The 20199-nt window shown below is 41.6% G+C and carries 20 protein-coding genes; 6 read left to right on the top strand and 14 right to left on the bottom strand.

The genetic code is table 11. The annotated features are described in order from the left end of the window. Positions 1-24 precede the first annotated feature (24 nt). The 5 genes from R1T16_RS12265 to R1T16_RS12245 form a co-directional block, all read right to left on the bottom strand. Positions 25-969, bottom strand: a complete 945-nt coding sequence (locus tag R1T16_RS12265) for a lipid A deacylase LpxR family protein (protein ID WP_317501401.1) — start codon at positions 967-969, stop codon at positions 25-27. Beyond that, positions 966-1649 (bottom strand): monofunctional biosynthetic peptidoglycan transglycosylase, encoded by a 684-nt coding sequence (gene mtgA, locus R1T16_RS12260; protein ID WP_317501400.1) that lies wholly within the window; start codon positions 1647-1649, stop codon positions 966-968. Before mtgA ends, R1T16_RS12265 begins: the two co-directional genes overlap by 4 nt. A gap of 442 nt (positions 1650-2091) precedes the next feature. Continuing rightward, complete coding sequence (locus R1T16_RS12255; RefSeq protein ID WP_317501399.1) at positions 2092-3204, bottom strand: FAD-dependent oxidoreductase; 1113 nt, start codon at positions 3202-3204, stop codon at positions 2092-2094. Positions 3205-3216: 12 nt separating this feature from the next. After that, a complete protein-coding gene (locus R1T16_RS12250; protein WP_317501398.1) occupies positions 3217-3936 on the bottom strand; it encodes a DedA family protein in 720 nt (239 codons plus the stop codon). Between the two features lie 32 nt (positions 3937-3968). Further along, entirely contained in the window at positions 3969-5198 is a 1230-nt protein-coding gene (locus R1T16_RS12245) for a dicarboxylate/amino acid:cation symporter (protein WP_317501397.1), read from the bottom strand. Positions 5199-5411: 213 nt separating this feature from the next. Between R1T16_RS12245 and R1T16_RS12240 the strand changes: the two genes are divergently transcribed. The 3 genes from R1T16_RS12240 to R1T16_RS12230 all read left to right on the top strand — a co-directional run bounded on the left by R1T16_RS12240 (position 5412) and on the right by R1T16_RS12230 (position 10374). Further along, the gene (locus R1T16_RS12240; protein WP_317501396.1) at positions 5412-7319 is read left to right on the top strand and encodes a S9 family peptidase; all 1908 of its coding nucleotides are present in this window, start codon (positions 5412-5414) and stop codon (positions 7317-7319) included. 74 nt (positions 7320-7393) lie between these two features. Beyond that, positions 7394-8596, top strand: coding sequence for an aminopeptidase C (locus R1T16_RS12235; RefSeq protein ID WP_317501395.1), 1203 nt, complete (start codon positions 7394-7396; stop codon positions 8594-8596). A 194-nt stretch (positions 8597-8790) separates the two neighbouring features. Continuing rightward, positions 8791-10374 carry an FMN-binding glutamate synthase family protein gene (locus R1T16_RS12230; protein WP_317501394.1) on the top strand — a complete coding sequence of 528 codons (1584 nt, stop codon included), beginning with the start codon at positions 8791-8793 and terminating at the stop codon, positions 10372-10374. A 23-nt stretch (positions 10375-10397) separates the two neighbouring features. Here the strand turns inward: R1T16_RS12230 and R1T16_RS12225 are convergent, their stop codons facing one another. The 9 genes from R1T16_RS12225 to pdxA form a co-directional block, all read right to left on the bottom strand. Beyond that, positions 10398-10793, bottom strand: a complete 396-nt coding sequence (locus tag R1T16_RS12225) for a hypothetical protein (RefSeq protein ID WP_317501393.1) — start codon at positions 10791-10793, stop codon at positions 10398-10400. Positions 10794-10974: 181 nt separating this feature from the next. Beyond that, on the bottom strand, positions 10975-11352 hold the full coding sequence (locus R1T16_RS12220; RefSeq protein ID WP_317501392.1) for a hypothetical protein: 378 nt from the start codon (positions 11350-11352) through the stop codon (positions 10975-10977). 119 nt (positions 11353-11471) lie between these two features. Continuing rightward, positions 11472-11909 carry a DUF4890 domain-containing protein gene (locus tag R1T16_RS12215; protein WP_317501391.1) on the bottom strand — a complete coding sequence of 146 codons (438 nt, stop codon included), beginning with the start codon at positions 11907-11909 and terminating at the stop codon, positions 11472-11474. 122 nt (positions 11910-12031) lie between these two features. Beyond that, positions 12032-13378 (bottom strand): acetyl-CoA carboxylase biotin carboxylase subunit, encoded by a 1347-nt coding sequence (gene accC, locus R1T16_RS12210; protein ID WP_317501390.1) that lies wholly within the window; start codon positions 13376-13378, stop codon positions 12032-12034. A 91-nt stretch (positions 13379-13469) separates the two neighbouring features. Beyond that, positions 13470-13964 (bottom strand): acetyl-CoA carboxylase biotin carboxyl carrier protein, encoded by a 495-nt coding sequence (accB, locus tag R1T16_RS12205; RefSeq protein WP_317501389.1) that lies wholly within the window; start codon positions 13962-13964, stop codon positions 13470-13472. Positions 13965-13994: 30 nt separating this feature from the next. Then, the gene (locus R1T16_RS12200) at positions 13995-14993 is read right to left on the bottom strand and encodes a beta-ketoacyl-ACP synthase III (protein WP_317501388.1); all 999 of its coding nucleotides are present in this window, start codon (positions 14991-14993) and stop codon (positions 13995-13997) included. Between the two features lie 163 nt (positions 14994-15156). After that, positions 15157-15351, bottom strand: coding sequence for a 50S ribosomal protein L32 (rpmF, locus tag R1T16_RS12195; protein WP_026993360.1), 195 nt, complete (start codon positions 15349-15351; stop codon positions 15157-15159). A gap of 9 nt (positions 15352-15360) precedes the next feature. Then, complete coding sequence (locus tag R1T16_RS12190; RefSeq protein ID WP_317501387.1) at positions 15361-15903, bottom strand: DUF177 domain-containing protein; 543 nt, start codon at positions 15901-15903, stop codon at positions 15361-15363. Between the two features lie 135 nt (positions 15904-16038). After that, the gene (gene pdxA / locus R1T16_RS12185; protein WP_317501386.1) at positions 16039-17088 is read right to left on the bottom strand and encodes a 4-hydroxythreonine-4-phosphate dehydrogenase PdxA; all 1050 of its coding nucleotides are present in this window, start codon (positions 17086-17088) and stop codon (positions 16039-16041) included. A gap of 52 nt (positions 17089-17140) precedes the next feature. Between pdxA and R1T16_RS12180 the strand changes: the two genes are divergently transcribed. The 3 genes from R1T16_RS12180 to R1T16_RS12170 all read left to right on the top strand — a co-directional run bounded on the left by R1T16_RS12180 (position 17141) and on the right by R1T16_RS12170 (position 20095). Next, positions 17141-17731, top strand: a complete 591-nt coding sequence (locus tag R1T16_RS12180) for a riboflavin synthase (protein ID WP_317501385.1) — start codon at positions 17141-17143, stop codon at positions 17729-17731. Between the two features lie 228 nt (positions 17732-17959). Then, positions 17960-19222, top strand: coding sequence for a putative DNA modification/repair radical SAM protein (locus R1T16_RS12175; RefSeq protein ID WP_317501537.1), 1263 nt, complete (start codon positions 17960-17962; stop codon positions 19220-19222). Between the two features lie 96 nt (positions 19223-19318). Beyond that, the gene (locus R1T16_RS12170; protein WP_317501384.1) at positions 19319-20095 is read left to right on the top strand and encodes a TIGR03915 family putative DNA repair protein; all 777 of its coding nucleotides are present in this window, start codon (positions 19319-19321) and stop codon (positions 20093-20095) included. The last annotated feature ends 104 nt before the right edge of the window (positions 20096-20199 follow it).

Genomic DNA, 20199 nt, shown 5'->3' with positions numbered 1-20199 from the left:
AGCATCGGACTTCTGACCGCCGCCTTACAACATATACGACACCTGTATCGACCCGTAATAGAACCCTGAAATCACATTATTAGAAAGTTCTTTACCGCGGTAGTTGAAAGAGTACGAATAGTTCCAGTTGTTGTAACGGTATTTCACACCAACTTCGGCATTAAAACGAAAGGGAATAAGCGGAAACGTAACCGGGCTGGTATCGTTAAAATGGCTGCCCTGTATCGTGGCGTCATACTGCATGTATTGCAGGTTAGGGTTTAAATATAGAAAGAGTTCGCGGTGGTCTTTATAGGTTTCTTTATCCTTATTGAGAACCGAGTTGTGCAGGCTTGAGTTATACATCGCCTCGAGTGGCCTTTTAAGGCTTATACGCATCATTCCGCCAATGCTCGCGCTATTCCATATCGTACCAACATTTAATTCGCCTAACAGATGAAAATCTACTTTTTCTTTAAAGCGGTTTCCTAAAACTTTATGCGAATAATAAGCGCCAAGCTGTGCCGCTGCTGTAGTGGTGATCTGGTGCTGCCAGCCGCGTACTGTTGGGTAATGTATTACCTTATGAAGCCCACGCTGTACAGCTTCCGCTCCAGCCTCGGGACCCACGACTCCGCCCTGGACTTTTAGTTTCAGCACGCTTTCGTCAGAATAAAAATAGTTGATGCCAAACTCCCCGAACAGGTAGCCTGCAAAAGGCCTGTCGTTTACGTTTATATCCTCTGCCCTTACCGACTGTGGATTGTAAATGTACTGCCCTATCCTGAAGTCATATATTTTTTTAGCCAGCTTATCGTTACTTTTATCGCTAAGATAGCGATAAAATAATGTCGTACCGGCAGTGTAATACTGGTCGTTTACGGGAGAAGTATAAAGGTCATTATCGGTAATAAGTCCGATTTCAGCAGGCTTTTGCGCCCGGGCGAAACCAAAACATAAAAATGCCGTTATGGCTAGGATTTTTTTCACTTTTCGTAGTCAAGCTTAACGTAACGCATGAGTTTTACAATCCTGCCTTTACGTCGTTCTGTATATCCTGACGATCGTATAGCCCTGAATTTACGCGGGTTGGGTAATATGGCCGCTATACCGGCAGCCTCATATTTAGTTAAGTTTTTAGCATCTTTGTGGTACCAGTGCTGCGCTGCAGCCTGTGCACCATAAACGCCATCGGCCATTTCTATACTGTTAAGGTATACCTCCATAATACGCTCTTTGCTCCACAGCATTTCTATAAGCACGGTAAAATAGGCCTCAAGTCCTTTACGCACATAACTCCTGCCCTGCCATAAGAATACATTTTTTGCTGTTTGCTGTGATATCGTACTGCCGCCCTTAAGCTTTTTGCCCTTGCTATTGCTTTTAAAAGCCTTATACATGGCATCAAAGTTAAAGCCGTTATGTTCTAAAAACCTATCATCTTCGCTGGCAATAACCGCTTTTTGCAGGTTAGGCGAAATTTCGTCTATAGAAACCCAGTCATGGCTGGATGTCATTTCCTTTCCGTTGTCTTTTTGCTCAAAGGCTCTTGAGATCATTAAAGGGGTAAACGGCACCGGAACAAAACGAAACACGACTACCGATAACACAGACAGCGCGATAAACCATAAAAGCACCTTAAAAAGGAAACGGGCTATTTTTTTGAACATAAAACTAATTGGTTAACAGACCGCAAAATTACAAATTTGTTGGATATGTTTTTACCTTGCCTGTTACACTATTATAAAAAAATAGCCATAATACAGTAGCTCCTATCACGGCATTATACAAACCATTATAATAATCTGATGTTGAAGCCAGCCAAGTATATACCAGATATTCTAATGCAACAACAATTACAAAGACACATATCCATAGCCTTTTAGTATTTAGCGCATAATGCAGCATGACTATAAAGAGTAAACAGTATGCAATTGGCAGCGATAAAAAAATATAAAGATAATACAGCCAGTCTGCAAACGTCTTTAGCTGAAAGACTGACACCAATGTGTAATCCTGATTTTTAAACATCATAAATACATAAAACAAAAGGTATTTTAAGAATATAAACAGAAGCAGGTTTTTGAGATTGGTATTTAGCATATTACTATTCTAAACCAAATCTGCCAGTTCAGCCCCTACCACACTTCCAATCGCCACACCCATGCCGCCAAGGCGCACGCCGCAATAGGTATGCTGCGATAACTGCTCAACAATAGGTTTTTTGTGGTTGCCCATACCCATAATTCCGCTCCAGCGATGGGCAATGGTAAAGTCGGTGTTAGGGAGAATAACTTCGCGCAGTATCTTTTCCAGTTGGTTTTGAATAATATCCGACGTTCCAAATTCGGTAGTGGTTTCAGCTTCAAAGTCAAGGTTACGCGCACCCCCAAAAAGGATTCGGTCGTTTATATTTCTAAAATAGTAGTATCCGCGGTCTATATGAAAAGTACCTTTTATATCAAGATTAGGGATTGGCTCTGTGATAAGCACCTGTGCACGCGCAGGCTTTACAGCACCATCCGTAAGCTGTGATGCAAAACCGTTGGTCGCAAAAAGAAGTTTTTTGGTAAAAAAGCTAAAATCGCCCAAGACAACATCTACGCCATCGGCCTTTTCATGATAAGAAGTCACGGTTTGACTGTTCAGGATAAGGATACCATTAGCTATAGCCTCTTTAAGCAAAGCCTGCATCATGTTTCCGGTATCTATCTGCCCTTCAAAAGGATTGAAGATCAGGTATTCGTGAATGCCTTTAAAATCAAAACGGTCTACCTCTCTGGCAAAAACATCGGTTTTAAAAAGTGGTTTGAGCACCTCGTTTACAAAAGGCATGCGGCGCAGGCATTCTTCATACCCTGCCGAATCTTCTTTCAGAAAAAGTTCATACCCGCCGTAGGGCCTAAAATCTATAACGGCATCGCCTAAGCGTTTTCGCAATAGCTGAAGCCCTGCCCAACGCTTTTGTATAAGCGCCAGTACTTCTTCTTCTGTATGGGTCTTTAAATCGTCGTTGATTTCAGACAGGCTGCCAAAACAGGCAAAACCTGCGTTTTTAGTACTCGCTCCCTGCGGAAGCGGCCCATGTTCTATAACAAGTATCTTGCTTTCAGGAAAACGCTCACGAAGGCGCAGTGCGGCATGAAGCCCCACGATACCGCTCCCCACGATGGTATAGTCTACATTGGTAAACCAGTTCTTAATTTCCCAATAGCTGAAAGTCATTACAGCGTTTTATTACAGTTTGTCGCCTTTTTTTGCTTCTTCCTTAGCCTCTTCTTCGGTAATTTTATTTCCTTTCAGGGCATTAAGAAGTAATGGTACGGTAGTGATAAGTACGATTCCTATAATAATGATCTCAATGTGCTTTTTAAGATTGATATCAAATTTATTAAGGAACAGTTCATAAAGGTAATGCCCTGCAAATATCAAGGTGATAGACCACAGGAATGAGCTGATAACATTAAACAGCATGAACTTCTTTTTATCCATCTTAACGATACCCGCAATAATTGGGGCAAACGTACGGATAACAGGTAAGAAACGCGCAAATATGATGGCACGCCCGCCGTGTTTTTCAAAAAACTCATGCGACTGTACAAGGTACTTTTTCTTGAACCAGAACGAATCTTCTTTGGTGTACAGGTAGCTTCCGCTCCTTGAGCCAAACCAGTAACCGAAGGTATTACCCACAATTCCGGCAAGTGCCACAAGTACCGATAACAGCAGAACATTAAAGAAATCGCCCTCTATGGAAAACAGTGTAGCCATAAGCTCTGAACTGTAGATCCCTGCAAGGAACAAAAGGCTGTCGCCCGGAAGAAAGAAACCTGCAAAAAGGCCTGTTTCTGCAAAAACAATAAATAAAACCACGTAGATACCTACCGGTACCCCCGCTATATGAAGATTGATATAAAATTCAGGGTTGATTAGCTGCGTCCAGTGAAAACTGTCCATAATGATTGTGTCTTTTGATTGATGTGTGTTAACTAATTATTCTTTGCTTCCCATTTGTCTACGGCACTAGTGGCTAACGCATTTCCCAATACGTTTGTCATACTGCGTGCCATGTCGCAAAAGTGGTCTATAGGCAGGATAAGTGCAATACCCTCCGGCGGAATGCCAAACATAGCACAGGTTGCCACAACCACGATAAGAGACGCCCTGGGAACACCGGCAATCCCTTTGCTGGTAAGCATAAGCACCAGCAGCATTAAAATTTGCTTTTCAAGCGGCATATCTATACCATACACCTGTGCGATGAATAAGCTCGCAAAGGTCATGTACATCATGCTGCCGTCAAGGTTAAACGAATACCCTAACGGTAAAGTGAACGAAACTATTTTAGGATCGCACCCAAATCGTTCCAGTTCTTCTGTAAGCTTAGGGAACACTGCCTCGCTGCTTGTAGTAGAAAAAGCGATAAGCAGCGGGCTTGCAAGCCTTTTTAGCAATGGCCAAAGCCTGTTGCCTAAAACAAGGTAACCCACTCCCAGCAATACGATCCAAAGGCACAATATACCAAACGCAAATGCAGCAAGATAATTGGCATACAGTTTCCAAATATCAAAACCGTAGATAGCCACTGCCCCGGCTACCGCACCAAAAACACCTACAGGCGCCACCCACATAATGTAGCCTACCATCTTAAGGATGGCATGCGCAAGTGTATCGAGCACCTTGATTACAGGTTCTGCTACTTTACCTAATGATGATAAAGCAATCCCGAAAAGTATAGAAAAAATAACGATTTGCAGTATTTCGTTTGTTGCCAGCGCCTCAAAAATACTTTTAGGCACTACATGGGTAACAAACTGCTCCAGTGAAAAAGAATGGGTATTATTTACCAGGTCGTCAGCCGGTTTTACATCGGCCATTGAAATACTGGTGTTCTTACCCGGCTCTATCCAGTTGACAAGCACCATACCAAGTAAAAGCGACATTAGCGATGCGGTAATGAACCATATCATTGCCTTACCTCCCACACGGCCCACCATTTTCATATCGCCCATTTTAGCAATACCCACCACAAGGGTAGAAAAAACCAGCGGCGCTATGATCATCTGCACCATACGGATAAAGATGGTTCCCAACAGCTTAATGTTTTTAGCAAAGCCATCCGCGCTTTCGGTATATTGATAATGTACAAGTCCGCCCAGGGCTACGCCCAGGATAAGGCCTGCCACTATTGCAATAAAAAGTTTATTGTTGCTCTTCACTAAAGTCAGGTTTTAAGTGCGTGAAAATAGGCATATTTTTTCAAATTTGGGTTTCCATATTCTTTTTCAGTAATTATTTTGCACTATTTGCAAACATTTAACACAAGGTTCGTTTTTAAAATTACATTACTACCAAAAACACGGCAAGATATCGCAAATCAGGCCAAATCAAAGAAAATCATTACTTTTAGGGCCTGTTAAAATTGTGTTTCAATGAAAAAACTTTTACTTCTAACTGTAAGCATCATGGGATTAACGGCTTCGGCACAACAGGTGATGACACCCGAACTACTTTGGAAACTGGGCCGCGTGAGCGCACTGGGTATTACCAAAGACGGAAAAAACATTGTGTACAAGGTAGCTGTACCCAATATTGAAGAGAATAAATCGGCTTCAAAATTTTATACCATTCCGGTAAACGGCGGCAATGCCACCGAAGTTACCGAATACAAGAACCTGCTTGCTGATAAATATATTTCGGCAGACGGCAAATGGGCGCTAACATCAAAAGAAGTAAAGATTGACAAAGTAAACGGTAAAGATTTTTACCCGGAGCTTGAAAAAAGCAATGTCCAGGTATATGACGGGCTTGATTACCGCCACTGGGACACCTGGAACGACGGCACGCACAATCACGTAGGTTATACCACAGCAGGCGATGCCGACAAGAAAAGCTTTATAGACATTATGCCAAACGAGCCATACGACTCACCCCAAAAACCTTTTGGCGGCGAAGAAGACTATATCTGGTCTCCCGATGGTAAAAACATAGTGTATGTTTCTAAGAAAAAAGCGGGTACTGCTTATGCTACAAGCACAAACACCGATTTATACGAATATAATCTTGATACCAAAAAGACAGTAAACCTTACACCGAACAATCCGGGATATGATACACAGCCTGCCTATTCGCCGCAGCGCGACTTAACTTGGCTGCAAATGAAACGCGACGGTTATGAAGCTGATAAAAACGATATCATAGTACGCTTTAAGGGAGCTGATATTAACCTAACGTCCGGATGGGACGGAACCGTTGACAGTTTTACCTGGAGCCCTGACGGAACGAAAGTCTATTTTCTTGCCCCTACCGATGGCACAAAACAGCTATTTGAAGTAAATTTTCCGGGCCTTACAAAGATTGCTGTTACCGTAAGGCAGATTACCGACGGCTTTTTTGATATTAACAGTATCGTAGGTTTCAGCGGGGATAAAGTAATCGTGGAGCGCACCGACATCAACCATGCGTCGGAGATCTTCAGCTACGATTTCAAAAAGAAAAAATGGGCACAGCTTTCTAAAGTTAACGATGCGGCATACGCCGGAATTGCAAAAAGCAAGACCGAAAAGCGTTATGTAACTACTACCGACGGTAAAAAGATGCTGGTATGGGTAGTGCTTCCGCCGAATTTTGATGCTAAAAAGAAATATCCAGCATTATTATACTGCCAGGGCGGGCCTCAAAGTGCACTGACTCAGTTTTATTCTTTCAGATGGAATTTTCAGGTAATGGCTGCTCAGGGCTATATCATAGTGGCACCTAACCGCCGCGGCATGCCGGGGCATGGTGTAGAATGGAACGAGGCAATTAGTAAAGACTGGGGCGGACAGGTTATGGACGACTATCTTTCGGCTATAGATGATGTGGCAAAAGAGTCGTATGTGGATAAAGCAAGGCTTGGCGCCGTGGGCGCAAGTTATGGAGGCTACTCTGTATTCTACCTTGCGGGCATACACAACAACCGTTTTAAGACTTTCATTTCGCACTGCGGTGTATTTAATCTGCAGAGTATGTATGGCACTACCGAGGAAGTATTCTTTACCAACTGGGACAGTGGCGGGCCGTATTGGGAAAAAAACAACGCAGCAGCACAAAAAACATATACGCAGTTTAACCCTGTAAACAATGTAGACAAGTGGAACACCCCTATTTTTGTTATCCAGGGAGGTATAGACTACCGAGTTCCTATCGGGCAGGGGCAGGAAGCATTCCAGGCAGCACAATTAAGAGGCATAAAAAGCCGTTTTATGGTGTTCCCAGAAGAGAACCATTGGGTCCTGAAACCGCAAAATGCCATGGTATGGCAGCGCGAATTCTTTAAGTGGCTAAAAGAGACTTTATAGTAATTTCATAAAAACGGGCTATTTTATAAATTTTCAGTATTTTAGCCCCACAAAAAATAATAAACCCTACTTAGATGTATAATTTTTCAGTTAAACCGTTTGTAGCAACTGCTTTGCTATTAGCGGGAATGCAGACAGGCTTTGCACAGGACTACCTGGTAAATTCATTAAAAAATAACCAAAGCGCAAACAGTGCTTCGGCTTTTAAATTTACCGATGTTATAAACATAGAGAACACCCCGGTAAAAAACCAGGGATCTTCTGGAACGTGCTGGAGCTACTCTGCAAATTCATTTGTTGAGTCAGAAATGATACGCATGGGCAAACAGCCTATAGAGATATCTCAGGTATATACGGCACGTAACGCCTATATTGAGAAAGGAAAGAACTATGTGCGCATGCATGGCGCAATCACCCTTGGTGATGGTGGTGCACTGCACGATGTTATAAACATGTACCGCCAGTATGGCGCGTTACCGCAGAGCCTTTACACAGGCCTTAACTACGGTACTTCAAATAATAAATTTGCAGAAATGCAGGCTATGGGCGAAGGCGTTCTTAAAGCTGCTGTTCAAAATCCTAACGGCGAGCTTTCTCCTAACTGGATAAAAGCATACACAGGCGTTATTGATACATACCTTGGTGAAGTACCTCAAAACTTTGAATGGAAAGGCAAAAAATATACACCGCAAACATTTGCAAAAGATGTTATAGGCATTAATCCTGATGATTATGTTGAAATCTCTTCATTCTCAGACCACCCTTACTATTCTAAATTTGTTCTTATGGTGCCGGACAACTGGTCGCTTGACCAGGTGTATAATGTGAAGCTTAATGAGCTTACAGACATTATAGACAATGCACTTAAAAAAGGATATTCTGTAGGATGGGCAGGAGACGTTAGCGAAAAAGGATTCAGCTGGAAAAACGGGGTTGCTTACATCCCTGCAAAAAGCCCGTCTGAAATGACACCTGAAGAAAAAGAAGGCATGTTCCTTGGGCCAAAAGACGAGCTTGAGATTACTGAAGAAATGCGTCAGAAAGCTTTTGATAACTACAGCACACAGGATGACCACGGTATGCACATTGTAGGTTTATCTAAAGACCAGAATGGCAAAGAGTACTATATCATAAAAAACTCATGGGGTGCATCTAACGACTATAAAGGATACATGTACATGACTAAGAACTTTGTAAAATATAAATCGACAGCGATACTATTAAATAAAGGTGGTATACCATCTGCAATCGCTAAGAAACTTGATATCAAGCAGTAATCTGCTTTTACATCTTACTTTATAAAAGACCCGAAGCGCAGCTTTGGGTCTTTTTTTTACGCCCTTATTTGGACTGTTTCTAAGGTGCAATCAGCCAAAATACTCTTTATATTTGTTAGGTTGCTCTCAACAATTTTACTAATAATACAAAACTAACCGCTTTCAATTATTGAAAGTTCAATACTTCGCTGTTTATGAGAAAAGTATTCTTACTATTTACAATTACCTCGTTATCGATTATTGCACTGCTTACCTACATCAATGTAAAGTCTATATTGCTGCTGCTCATATTTTTGCCGCTCATCCTTATGGGCTTCTATGATATGTACCAGTCTAAAAAAGCCATACGACGCAATTTCCCGCTATTGGGCAGGATGCGTTACCTGCTGGAATCCATCGGCCCAGAGATACGCCAGTATTTTGTAGAGACAGACCTTGACGGAAAACCCTTCAACCGCCTTCAGCGCAGTCTGGTGTACCAGCGCAGCAAAAAAGAAACAGATACTAACCCTTTTGGCACCCAGCTTAATGTATATGACATGGGCTATTTATGGATCAATCACAGCATCAGGGCGTTACCTCTTGGCGAGATAGACCATAACCCAAAGATAAGGATCGGATCTGAACAGTGCACGCAGCCTTACAACGCCAGTTTGTTTAACATTAGCGCCATGAGTTACGGTTCACTAAGTAAAAACGCAATTCTTGCGTTAAATGCAGGTGCAAAACAGGGTGGCTTTTACCATAACACAGGAGAGGGTGGGCTTTCGCCTTATCACCTTGAGCCGGGCGGCGATATCGTTTGGAACATTGGTACCGGCTATTTTAGCTGCCGCGACAGCGAAGGCAGATTCTCGTATGAGGAATATGCAAAAAGAGCAGTACTGGATAAGGTGAAAATGATAGAAATAAAATTCTCGCAGGGTGCCAAACCGGGCCACGGAGGTATATTGCCAAAAGAAAAAGTTACCGACGAGATCGCAAATATACGTATCGTATCAAAAGGCCATGATATTGTTTCTCCTGCTTATCATTCGGCATTTACAACACCGCTTGAGCTTATGGATTTTGTAAAATTATTGCGCCAGGGTTCTGGTGGAAAGCCTATAGGCATGAAGATATGTATTGGCAATAAATCAGAATTCATTTCTATTTGCAAAGCCATGGTGCAGACAAAAACCTATCTGGATTTTATAACTGTAGACGGCGGCGAGGGCGGAACAGGAGCTGCGCCTCAGGAATATTCAGATCACGTAGGTATGCCGCTTCGCGATGCACTTGCCTTTGTACACGATGCGCTTACAGGCTTTGACCTTAGAAAACAGATTAAGATTATTTGCAGCGGAAAAATAGTAACCGGCTTTGATATCGTAAAGACACTTGCTACCGGAGCTGACCTCTGCAACTCGGCACGCGGAATGATGTTTGCCCTGGGCTGCATACAGGCCTTAGAATGCCACAAAAACACCTGCCCTACCGGAGTTGCCACACAGGATCCAAAACTCACTAAAGGGCTTGTTCCTGAAGAGAAAAGCGTACGTGTTTTCCGTTTCCAGCAGGAAACTGTTAAGAGTGCTATGGAGCTTATGGCTTCTGCAGGGTTAGCACACCCAGATCAGGTAGACCGCAGTGTGGTAAGCATGAGGGTAGACAGGACACATATAGAAACATTTTTGGAAACCTATCCCGAGCTGACAACAGGCTGCCTGCTTAAAGACAGTACCATACCCGGCAAATGGCTGAGTAACTGGAACAGGGCATCTGCCGAAAAATTCTAAGAATAAACCCCGCAATTGCGGGGTTATTTATTATATCTTCTTTTAGCCATAGACACGAACCGCCTTACATAATCTGTATTTTCTTTAGGCACATGTATTTTAGTTTTACTGCCATCTTTCATATAGAACAGTATAAAATGTTTTTTAGACACCATCATAAGCGTAAAAACACTGGCGGCAAGTACAACAGCAGCTAAAGGAACAAAATAACCACTCAATGCCTTACCGGTGAGGCATATATTTATAAATATTGAAGCAATGATAACAATCCATAGCCAGGCCTTAAAGCTTAACCGGGTTTTGAATTCAAGTCTTTTTACGTCTAAAAAATCAATCTGATTCCATCGTGGCAATGATGCATGAGCAGCGCGGCTATAACTTTGCTGGCGCCTGCCGTTTACTAAAGATACACTTTCCATTCTGTTCTACATTTTACACTTTAACAATAACTTCTTTATGTATAAACATTTCGTAAGCAGAAAACCCTAATCAGGGATTAAAAAAATAACGCCTAATAGCCAAAATCATTTCTAAATAATACGTTAAATCTTAAAATTTAACATCAAGGCATAAAAAAACCTCACTAAGTGAGGTTAAAGGTTAGATCCCTGCGGTCTCTTTTAGTTTTTTTAAATTCTCTGCCCTTACAGAAGCATATTTTTTATACTGCGTTTCGGTAAGTACAGATTTGAATTTTGCATCCCTTTCTTCATTTATAGCCTGCATTTTTTTTGCTTTTGCAGGAGCCGTATCTCCTGATGCTTTGCAGTCTTTTACCTTTTTTAGGTAAGCTTTATTAACATCAACCACCTGTGTGTACTGGTTATCATTAAGCACCAGTTTTGTTTTCATTTCTGAAGCAGCAATTTTTGCACCTTCAGAAATCTTATCGGTTTCCTGCGCTGTTGCTGTTATAGCGAAAAATAACATCGTTCCCGCAAATGCTGCTTTTGCAGCAGAAGAAAATCTTTTTATCATGTTTGTTAAAAGTTAGTTGTTAGTAACGAAAAATGCCGCTATGGACAAATATAAAAGAAATAAAGTATCAAAAACAAAAAATCCCCAAAATGGGGATTTAAATTTTTACGAACAACTCCCTATTGCTTTACAGGAGCTACTGTAGCTCGTGAAGCCGGAATAGACGCTTTGTTATCAAAACGGCGCTGTTGTAAATTATTCTTACGTTCTTCTTTTTTAGCAAGGTATGTTTTGTACTGCTCTTCTGTTAAAACAGTTTTTAGCTTGGCATCTTTTTCTTCATTAAGTGCTTTCACAGCCTTAGCCCTTTCAATCCTTGCTTCTTTTTGATCGGCTATCGAAGTTTGTTTTGTTTCTTTAGCTTTATCAGCAAACTCATTATTAATTTCCACTACCTTATTGTATTGGTCATCGTTTAAAGAAAGTTCAGTTTTCATAACATCTGCCTGTCTTTTTGCTCTATCGCTTTTAACACGATCCTGGGCAGATACTGTAGTTGTAACTGCAAGCAGCATAACAACAGCTGCTGCTGTAGTTTTAACTGCGGTAAAAATCATCTTTAACATTGTTTAAAATTTTTTATGGTTTATAGATTTTCAGCAATACAACTTCTGTACCACTTTTTTTTTAGGCTACTAATATAAATAAAAAAGCCTCTGAAAACAGAGGCTTTTAAGTATTATGCGGGATCCTTCATTTTAAAAGATTCCATAAATTTAGTAGTGTAATTACCGGCTACATAATCCGGTTCATCCATCAGCTGCCTGTGGAAAGGTATTGTAGTCTTGATACCTTCAATTACAAACTCATCAAGGGCACGCTTCATTTTGTTGATAGCTTCTTCCCTTGTCTGGGCAGTAGTGATCAGCTTAGCGATCATTGAATCGTAGTTTGGCGGAATCGTATAACCAGAGTATACGTGAGTATCTAAACGTACTCCGTGGCCACCCGGCATGTGTAGGGTAGTAATTTTACCCGGAGACGGCCTAAAATCGTTATAAGGATCTTCAGCATTAATACGGCATTCGATAGAATGCAGCTGCGGAAGATAGTTTTTTCCCGAAATAGGAATACCTGCGGCAACCATTATTTGTTCGCGTATAAGGTCATAATCAATTACCTGTTCAGTAATAGGGTGCTCTACCTGTATACGTGTATTCATTTCCATGAAATAGAAATTCCTGTGTTTGTCTACAAGAAACTCTACTGTACCTGCTCCTTCATACTTGATGTATTCAGCGGCTAAAACAGCGGCTTCACCCATTTTAGTACGAAGCTCATCTGTCATGAATGGCGATGGGGTCTCCTCAGTAAGTTTCTGGTGGCGTCTTTGTACAGAACAGTCCCTTTCAGAAAGGTGGCATGCTTTACCAAAAGAATCACCTACAACCTGTATCTCAATATGGCGCGGCTCTTCAATAAGCTTCTCCATATACATACCGTCGTTACCAAAAGACGCAGCAGCTTCCTGCTTAGCGCTTTCCCACGCTTTTAAAAGCTCTTCATGTTTCCATACAGCCCTCATACCTTTACCACCACCACCGGCAGTAGCTTTAAGCATTACAGGGTAACCAAACTCCTTAGCAAGTTTTTCGGCATGTTCGTAAGAATCAAGAAGTCCGTCAGAACCTGGCACACATGGTACACCGGCAGCTTTCATGGTCGCTTTAGCCGTAGCTTTATCGCCCATTTTATCAATCATATCCGGAGACGCACCGATAAATTTAATTCCGTGCTCACCGCATATCTTTGAGAATTTTGCATTCTCAGATAAAAACCCGTAGCCCGGGTGTATAGCATCGGCATTTGTAATTTCTGCCGCAGCTATGATATTAGATATCTTAAGGTAAGACAAGTTGCTTGGCGGTGGGCCTATACATACAGCCTCATCGGCAAATTTTACGTGTAAGCTTTCAGCATCGGCAGTAGAATAAACCGCAACGGTTTTAATTCCCATCTCCCTGCAGGTTCTTATTACACGAAGTGCAATCTCTCCCCTATTTGCAATTAATATTTTTTTAAACATCGTCGCTTTTATTTTAAATGTTAAATCTTAAACTTTAAATTATTGAATACCTAATTGATAAGGCATTCAAAATTCATCATTCAAAATAATATTAAGACGGGTCTACTAAGAATAATGGCTGATCAAACTCAACCGGAGACGCGTCATCAATTAAAACCTTAACGATTTTACCTGATACTTCAGACTCGATTTCGTTGAATAATTTCATTGCCTCGATAACACAAACCACATCACCTTTAGAGATAGTGCTTCCTACTTCAACAAAAACCGGTTTGTCCGGAGATGGTTTTCTGTAAAGCGTACCAATAATTGGCGACTTGATTGTAATGTATTTTGAATTGTCGTCTGCAGCCGGTGCAGCTGGCGTAGCTGGAGCTTGTTGCGCAGCAGCTGGAGCCTGAGGTGCAAAAGACTGTTGTTGCATTGGCTGGCCCATTGGCATGTGCTGAACATACGTTGTGTTTTCAGCAGCGCCTGCTTCAGTTGTTTTTATGGTGATCTTAATATCATCCATCTCCAACTTAACTTCTGTAGCTCCGGATTTTGCTACAAACTTGATTAGGTTTTGAATCTCTCTAATATCCATAATTTCCGTTATTTTGTATAGTTTGTTTTGTTATTTTTTGTCGTAAGCCCACTTAAGATAAATAGAGCCCCATGTAAATCCGCCCCCAAAAGAAGCAAAGATAATATTATCTCCCTTTTTAAAAAGGTGTTCAAAGTCGTGTAACAGCAACGGCAGCGTAGCTGATGTCGTATTACCGTATTTCTCGATATTAATAAGAACTTTAGATTCGTCTACGTTCATTCTTGAAGCGGTAGCATCTATAATCCTTTTGTTTGCCTGGTGTGCTACCAGCCAGTTTACATCGTCGTGAGAAAGGTTGTTATTCTGCATGATCCTTTCGCTTACATCTGCCATGTTAGAAACAGCGTATTTAAATACTGTTTTACCATCCTGATGTACAAAGTGCTGTCCGTTGTCTATAGTCTCATGAGACGGAGGCAGTAAAGAACCTCCCGCATCAATCTTAAGAAACTCACGGCCTATACCGTCACTCCTTAAAATTTCGTCCTGAAGGCCAAGGCCTTCATAATTAGGCTCGAATAATGCCGCTCCTGCACCATCACCAAAGATAATACAAGTAGCCCTGTCTGTGTAATCTATTATTGAAGACATTTTATCTGCCCCGATAACCAATACTTTTTTGTAACGGCCTGACTGAATATAGGCCGCTGCGGTACTCATACCATATAAAAAGCTGGAACATGCCGCCTGAAGATCATAGGCAAAAGCATTAATTGCGCCTATTTGTGTTGCAACATAAACTGCTGTTGCTGCCACAGGCATATCGGGTGTTGTAGTTGCTAAAAGCACCATATCAATCTCTGCGGGATTGGTGCCGGACTTTGCTAATAAGTCTTCGGCGGCTTTTATAGCTAAAAAGGAAGTTCCTTTATCTTTATCTTTAAGAATGCGCCTTTCTTTAATGCCTGTACGGGAAGTAATCCATTCGTCGTTTGTGTCTACCATAGTCTCTAACACCTGGTTAGACAACACAAAATCCGGAACATATCCCCCTACTGCTGTAATGGCGGCTGTTATTTTACTCATAGGATACATTTTTCAATCTCAGTTGTGAGGAATTTGAAAAGCGGGGGAAATTACAAAAAAATTGCAAATTGAATCGTAATGAGCCCCATTAAATTAAGAAAAAACGGGTATCTAAAAAAAAAACTCTCACGTTGTGAGAGTTTTACCCTATTTTTTATCGCAATTATGCTACAGCTTCCGCTTTGTCTATTACAACCTGACCTCTGTAGTACATTTTACCTTCATGCCAGTAAGCTCTGTGGTATAAATGCGCTTCTCCTGTTACAGGACATGTAGCGATTTGAGGAACAGACGCTTTATAGTGTGTTCTTCTCTTGTCTCTTCTGGTTTTCGAGGTCTTTCTCTTAGGATGTGCCATTTTACTATATTATTTATCCGTTAATAGTTTTTTTAATTCGTCCCATCGGGGATCTGTATCTTCTTTTGTTTCTTCTTCTTTTTGCTCTTCCTTTGGGGAAAGCTCGTTCAGTTTGTCTAATATATCGGCGGCGACGGTACCGTCCTTGACTCCCGGATGTATTCGTTTTGTAGGAACCGAGAGCACGATCATCTCATAAATGTATTGTGACACATCTACCTGATATTCGCCATGCGGCAGGATAAGTATCTCATCGTGATCGTTGTTAAACTCATCGCCAAATTTTACCAGAAGCGTTAGCTCACCTTTAATAGGCAGGTCAAAATCTTCGTTGGTAACATCACAAGGTACGTTTACTGTTCCTTTATGCTTAAAGGTAAGCTCCAGCATCGTGATCTTTTTCTCCAAAACTAAATCTACTTTAACATTGACGTCATTATATTCATCAAAATCAAAGTCATCAAAGAACGCTTTATTTATCTCAAACTCAAACTGGTGCTTTCCTTGTTTTAATCCCACAAAAGGAATCAAAAATTCTTTATTCACTTTCATTCCAGTCGGTATTTTATTTCGTTAAACGTAATATTTACGGCCTAAAACACCGCAACTCATTTCGTTACAACAGTTTTGAGCGTGCAAAGATATAAAATTATTGCAATTCCAAAACGGTTATGAACATTTTTTTGTTTATAACTGCTTTTCCTTGATTTTCAAGGGGTTTTTAGTAATTTCTGCATACTGTTCCCTTGAATGATAAATATCAAGTGCCATATACACAGCTTCTTTAAACGAATTATGGTCGGCCAGCCCCTTACCTGCAATATCATAAGCAGTACCATGATCGGGCGATGTCCTTACTGCCTCAAGCCCCGCTGTATAGTTTACACCTCCGCCAAAGGCAAGGGTTTTAAATGGTATGAGCCCCTGGTCGTGATACGCCGCGATTACCGCATCGTATTTTTCATATTGGCCGCTGCCAAAAAAGCTGTCTGCCGAATAGGGGCCAAAAACAAGCACGCCTTCTTCAAACAATTTTTTAAGCGCCGGTTTTACCACTTCATCGTCTTCTTTACCTATCACACCGTTATCGCCACCATGCGGGTTAACACCAAGAACAGCGATCTTTGGTTTATTGATGCCAAAATCCTGTTTAAGGGAATTGTTTACCGTAATAAGCTTTTTGCGGATAAGTTTCTCTGTAAGATGCGCAGATACTTCGTTTACCGGGATGTGGTCTGTAAGCAAACCTACACGCAGGTTGTCCTGTACCATTAGCATAAGCGCATCACCGTTAAGCTGTTTATCGAGATAGTCGGTATGTCCGGGAAATTTAAAGTCTTCCGACTGAATATTGTATTTATTGATAGGCGCTGTAACCAGCACATCTATTTTTCTTTCTTTTAAGGCTGCAACAGCTTCTGTAAACGATTTGATGGCATACTGCCCTACCGTTTCATCGTTCTTGCCAAACTCTATGTTTACGCTCTCTTTCCAGATGTTAAGCACATTTATCTTGCCTGTAATAAGCTGCTCGAGATTATCTATACCGTGAAGATTATCGGTAAGATCAATTGTCTTTTTAATAAACGACAATACTTTTACATTACCAAAGATTACCGGAGTGCACATTTCCAGCATACGGCTGTCTTCAAAGGTTTTTAAGATTACCTCCGGCCCTACGCCATTAAGGTCGCCTATAGATATACCTACGATCACATTTTCTGCCTTTTTTGTCATGATGCTGTTTTATTGTACTTTTGAAGTCACAAATTTAGCAAAATAAATCAGCATGTTTACAGGAATTATAGAAACACAGGGAACGATAAACGAAATAACTAAAGATAACGACAATATTAACATAACAATTGCGTCGGCCATTACTCACGAACTCAAGATTGACCAAAGTGTGAGCCACGATGGCGTATGCCTTACAGTGGTTGCCATTAACGGCGATTATTATACAGTAACCGCTATTAAGGAAACACTTGATAAAACAAATCTTAAAGACTGGGCCGTAGGCGGTATTGTGAACCTGGAGCGCGCCATGAAGCTTGGTGACAGGCTGGACGGGCACATCGTTCAGGGACATGTAGACCAGACCGGTGTATGCAAATCGGTTGAAAATGCAAACGGAAGCTGGTACTTTACCTTTGGTTACGACAAAGCAGCCAATAACATCACGATAGAAAAAGGTTCTATTACGGTAAACGGAGTTAGCCTTACGGTTGTAAACTCTAAAGACAATGAGTTTAGCGTGGCTATCATTCCGTATACTTTTGAGCACACCAATTTTAACGCTATTAAACCCGGCACTATCATAAACCTAGAGTTTGATGTGGTAGGCAAGTATGTTGCCAGGCTGCATGCTTTAAGAAACTAACATCAAGCCCCGCTGAAAAGTGGGGCTTTTTTTGACCTCACCCCCATCCCCTCTCCAAAGGAGAGGGGTGCACTCAAATTTATCACAGTACGGCAACAATCTGGTTCTTCCCCCCCCTCCCCTTTGGAAAGTCCCGATAACTATCGGGATGGGGTAAGGATACAACTTTAACAATTGTTCAATTTTAGCGGGCGCAGTTATTGCTTATTTTTGTAAAAACACTCCCCCATTATGTACGACAGGATTAGAGAGAAGCTGGGCATCCTTGCCGATGCCGCAAAATATGATGTGTCCTGTTCTTCTAGCGGAAGTAAACGGAAGAATGACAACAAAGGCATTGGAGACGCCAGTAACGGTATTTGCCACACCTATACCGAGGATGGACGATGTGTATCGCTCCTAAAGATTTTGTTGACCAATCATTGCATCTATGATTGTGCTTTTTGCGTTTCGCGCAAGAGTAACGACGTTAAACGCGCTGCCTTTACGGTAGATGAAGTTGTAGAGCTTACCATGAGCTTTTACCGCCGCAATTATATTGAGGGATTGTTTCTTAGTTCTGGTATTTTTAAAAATGCCGACTTTACCATGGAACGCCTGGTGCGAATTGCTAAACGCCTGCGCCTTGAAGAGCGCTTTAATGGCTATATTCATCTTAAGACTATACCCGGTGCCAGCCAGGAATTGCTTACCGAAGCAGGACTGTATGCTGACCGTATGAGCATCAATCTTGAGATGCCTACCGAAATGGGCCTAAAACTATTGGCTCCCGAAAAATCGCATGAGGATGTAAAGATGCCTCTTGGCTTTATAAAAGATACCATTACCCAGTTTAAGGATGAGAAGAAAACCGGACTGATAAAAAGTGTACCCAAATTTGTACCAGCAGGCCAAAGTACACAAATGGTTATAGGCGCTACGCCCGAAACCGATATGGAAATCATGTACAGTGCAGACGAATATTACAAGAACTTTTCGCTGAAGAGGGTGTATTATTCAGGATATATACCAATCAGTTATGATGACAGGATGCCGATGATAGGAAGCCAGCCTCCGCTATTGCGAGAAAACAGGCTTTACCAGACGGACTGGCTTATGCGCTTTTATGGCTTTAATGTAAAAGAGCTTCTCAACAGCAAGAATCCGCACCTGGATACCGATATCGACCCTAAACTGAGTTGGGCTCTGCGTAATCTTGATCAATTTCCTATAGACATCAATACGGCAGATTACCGTATGATATTACGCGTGCCGGGAATTGGGGTACAATCGGCTAATAAGATCGTACAGGCACGTAAGTTCGGCAGGCTGCGAAGTGATCAGTTGCAGAAAATTGGCATTGCTTACAACCGTGCAAAACATTTTATCCGCTGTGCCGATAGCCCTGTTATACTTAACGAACCTGATGCCCCGCATTTGAAAAATGTTATCCTGACGGAGAGCAGCAGCAAGTATCTAAAAGTAGCCCAAAATCAATTGAGCTTATTTTAGGTTCAACCTGCAAGGTTTTAGAAACCTTGCAGGGTTAAAAACAAAAGTAATACCTATAAGGTCTTCAAGACTTTGCAGGAAAAAGCCAATACCATAATGACCACCTATATCTTTGACGGTTCTTTAGAAGGGCTTCTAACTTCAATTTTCGAGTTTTACGACCGAAAAGAAAAGTCGGTCCAATTGGTATGGGATAAATTCTACCAGCCCTCAATGCTGGACGAGGCACTGGAAGTTATAAATGATGAAACCAAAGCCAGGCGCGTATGGGAAGGCCTGAAAAAGAAACTAAGCCCTGACTGGCGCACGCGTTTCTATAAATCATATTTATCGGAAGATCCGCAGACGTTTCAGGATCTGTTTGATTTTGCCCGTTATATATTTGATAGTCCCGGAGGCGCCGAAGCCAACTTTGGCAATCCGCACGTTATGGCTATTTCTAAAATGGATAAGAGGGTAAACCGCGAAAAACACCGTATGAAGGCGTTTATCCGGTTCCAGCAGACTGCCGATGGTATTTACTACTGCCCGGTAGAACCCGACTTTAATGTGCTGCCACTAATCGTCTCGTTCTTTAAGAACCGTTATGCCGACCAGCAATGGATCATTTATGACGTTAAACGTAAATACGGCCTCTTCTATGACCTCAACAAGGTTCAGGAAATCACGTATGAGTTTGTCTCTGAAATAGACACCAAAAAAGTGGCGCTGCCTGCCGAACTTACTGATGCTAAAGAAGAGCTGGCGTCTGTTTTATGGAAAGACTACTTTAACAGCACTAACATCCCGGCACGGAAAAACATGAAGCTTCACATTCAGCATGTACCAAAACGATACTGGAAGTACCTGAACGAGAAAGAAGGGAAGAATTAAATTTGGTTATGCCCGGATCTGGTTATTTGTCACACTTAGACCACAAATAACCAGATGGACAAATCCACTACAGGCAATAATCCGTAATTTTGAGTATAATTCAA

The organism is Flavobacterium sp. DG1-102-2 (genome assembly GCF_033042555.1).
Taxonomy (GTDB): Bacteria; Bacteroidota; Bacteroidia; order Flavobacteriales; family Flavobacteriaceae; genus Flavobacterium.
This window is presented reverse-complemented; position numbering and strand designations above follow the sequence as displayed.

Coding starts and splice junctions, on each gene's coding strand:
- R1T16_RS12220 (WP_317501392.1), bottom strand. CDS start 11,352: ATGATAAAAAGATTTTCTTCTGCTGCAAAAGCAGCATTTGCGGGAACG.
- rpmF (WP_026993360.1), bottom strand. CDS start 15,351: ATGGCACATCCTAAGAGAAAGACCTCGAAAACCAGAAGAGACAAGAGA.
- R1T16_RS12240 (WP_317501396.1), top strand. CDS start 5,412: ATGAAAAAACTTTTACTTCTAACTGTAAGCATCATGGGATTAACGGCT.
- R1T16_RS12170 (WP_317501384.1), top strand. CDS start 19,319: ATGACCACCTATATCTTTGACGGTTCTTTAGAAGGGCTTCTAACTTCA.
- R1T16_RS12180 (WP_317501385.1), top strand. CDS start 17,141: ATGTTTACAGGAATTATAGAAACACAGGGAACGATAAACGAAATAACT.
- R1T16_RS12255 (WP_317501399.1), bottom strand. CDS start 3,204: ATGACTTTCAGCTATTGGGAAATTAAGAACTGGTTTACCAATGTAGAC.
- R1T16_RS12250 (WP_317501398.1), bottom strand. CDS start 3,936: ATGGACAGTTTTCACTGGACGCAGCTAATCAACCCTGAATTTTATATC.
- R1T16_RS12225 (WP_317501393.1), bottom strand. CDS start 10,793: ATGGAAAGTGTATCTTTAGTAAACGGCAGGCGCCAGCAAAGTTATAGC.
- pdxA (WP_317501386.1), bottom strand. CDS start 17,088: ATGACAAAAAAGGCAGAAAATGTGATCGTAGGTATATCTATAGGCGAC.
- R1T16_RS12215 (WP_317501391.1), bottom strand. CDS start 11,909: ATGATTTTTACCGCAGTTAAAACTACAGCAGCAGCTGTTGTTATGCTG.
- R1T16_RS12235 (WP_317501395.1), top strand. CDS start 7,394: ATGTATAATTTTTCAGTTAAACCGTTTGTAGCAACTGCTTTGCTATTA.
- accB (WP_317501389.1), bottom strand. CDS start 13,964: ATGGATATTAGAGAGATTCAAAACCTAATCAAGTTTGTAGCAAAATCC.
- mtgA (WP_317501400.1), bottom strand. CDS start 1,649: ATGTTCAAAAAAATAGCCCGTTTCCTTTTTAAGGTGCTTTTATGGTTT.
- R1T16_RS12190 (WP_317501387.1), bottom strand. CDS start 15,903: ATGAAAGTGAATAAAGAATTTTTGATTCCTTTTGTGGGATTAAAACAA.
- R1T16_RS12230 (WP_317501394.1), top strand. CDS start 8,791: ATGAGAAAAGTATTCTTACTATTTACAATTACCTCGTTATCGATTATT.
- accC (WP_317501390.1), bottom strand. CDS start 13,378: ATGTTTAAAAAAATATTAATTGCAAATAGGGGAGAGATTGCACTTCGT.
- R1T16_RS12200 (WP_317501388.1), bottom strand. CDS start 14,993: ATGAGTAAAATAACAGCCGCCATTACAGCAGTAGGGGGATATGTTCCG.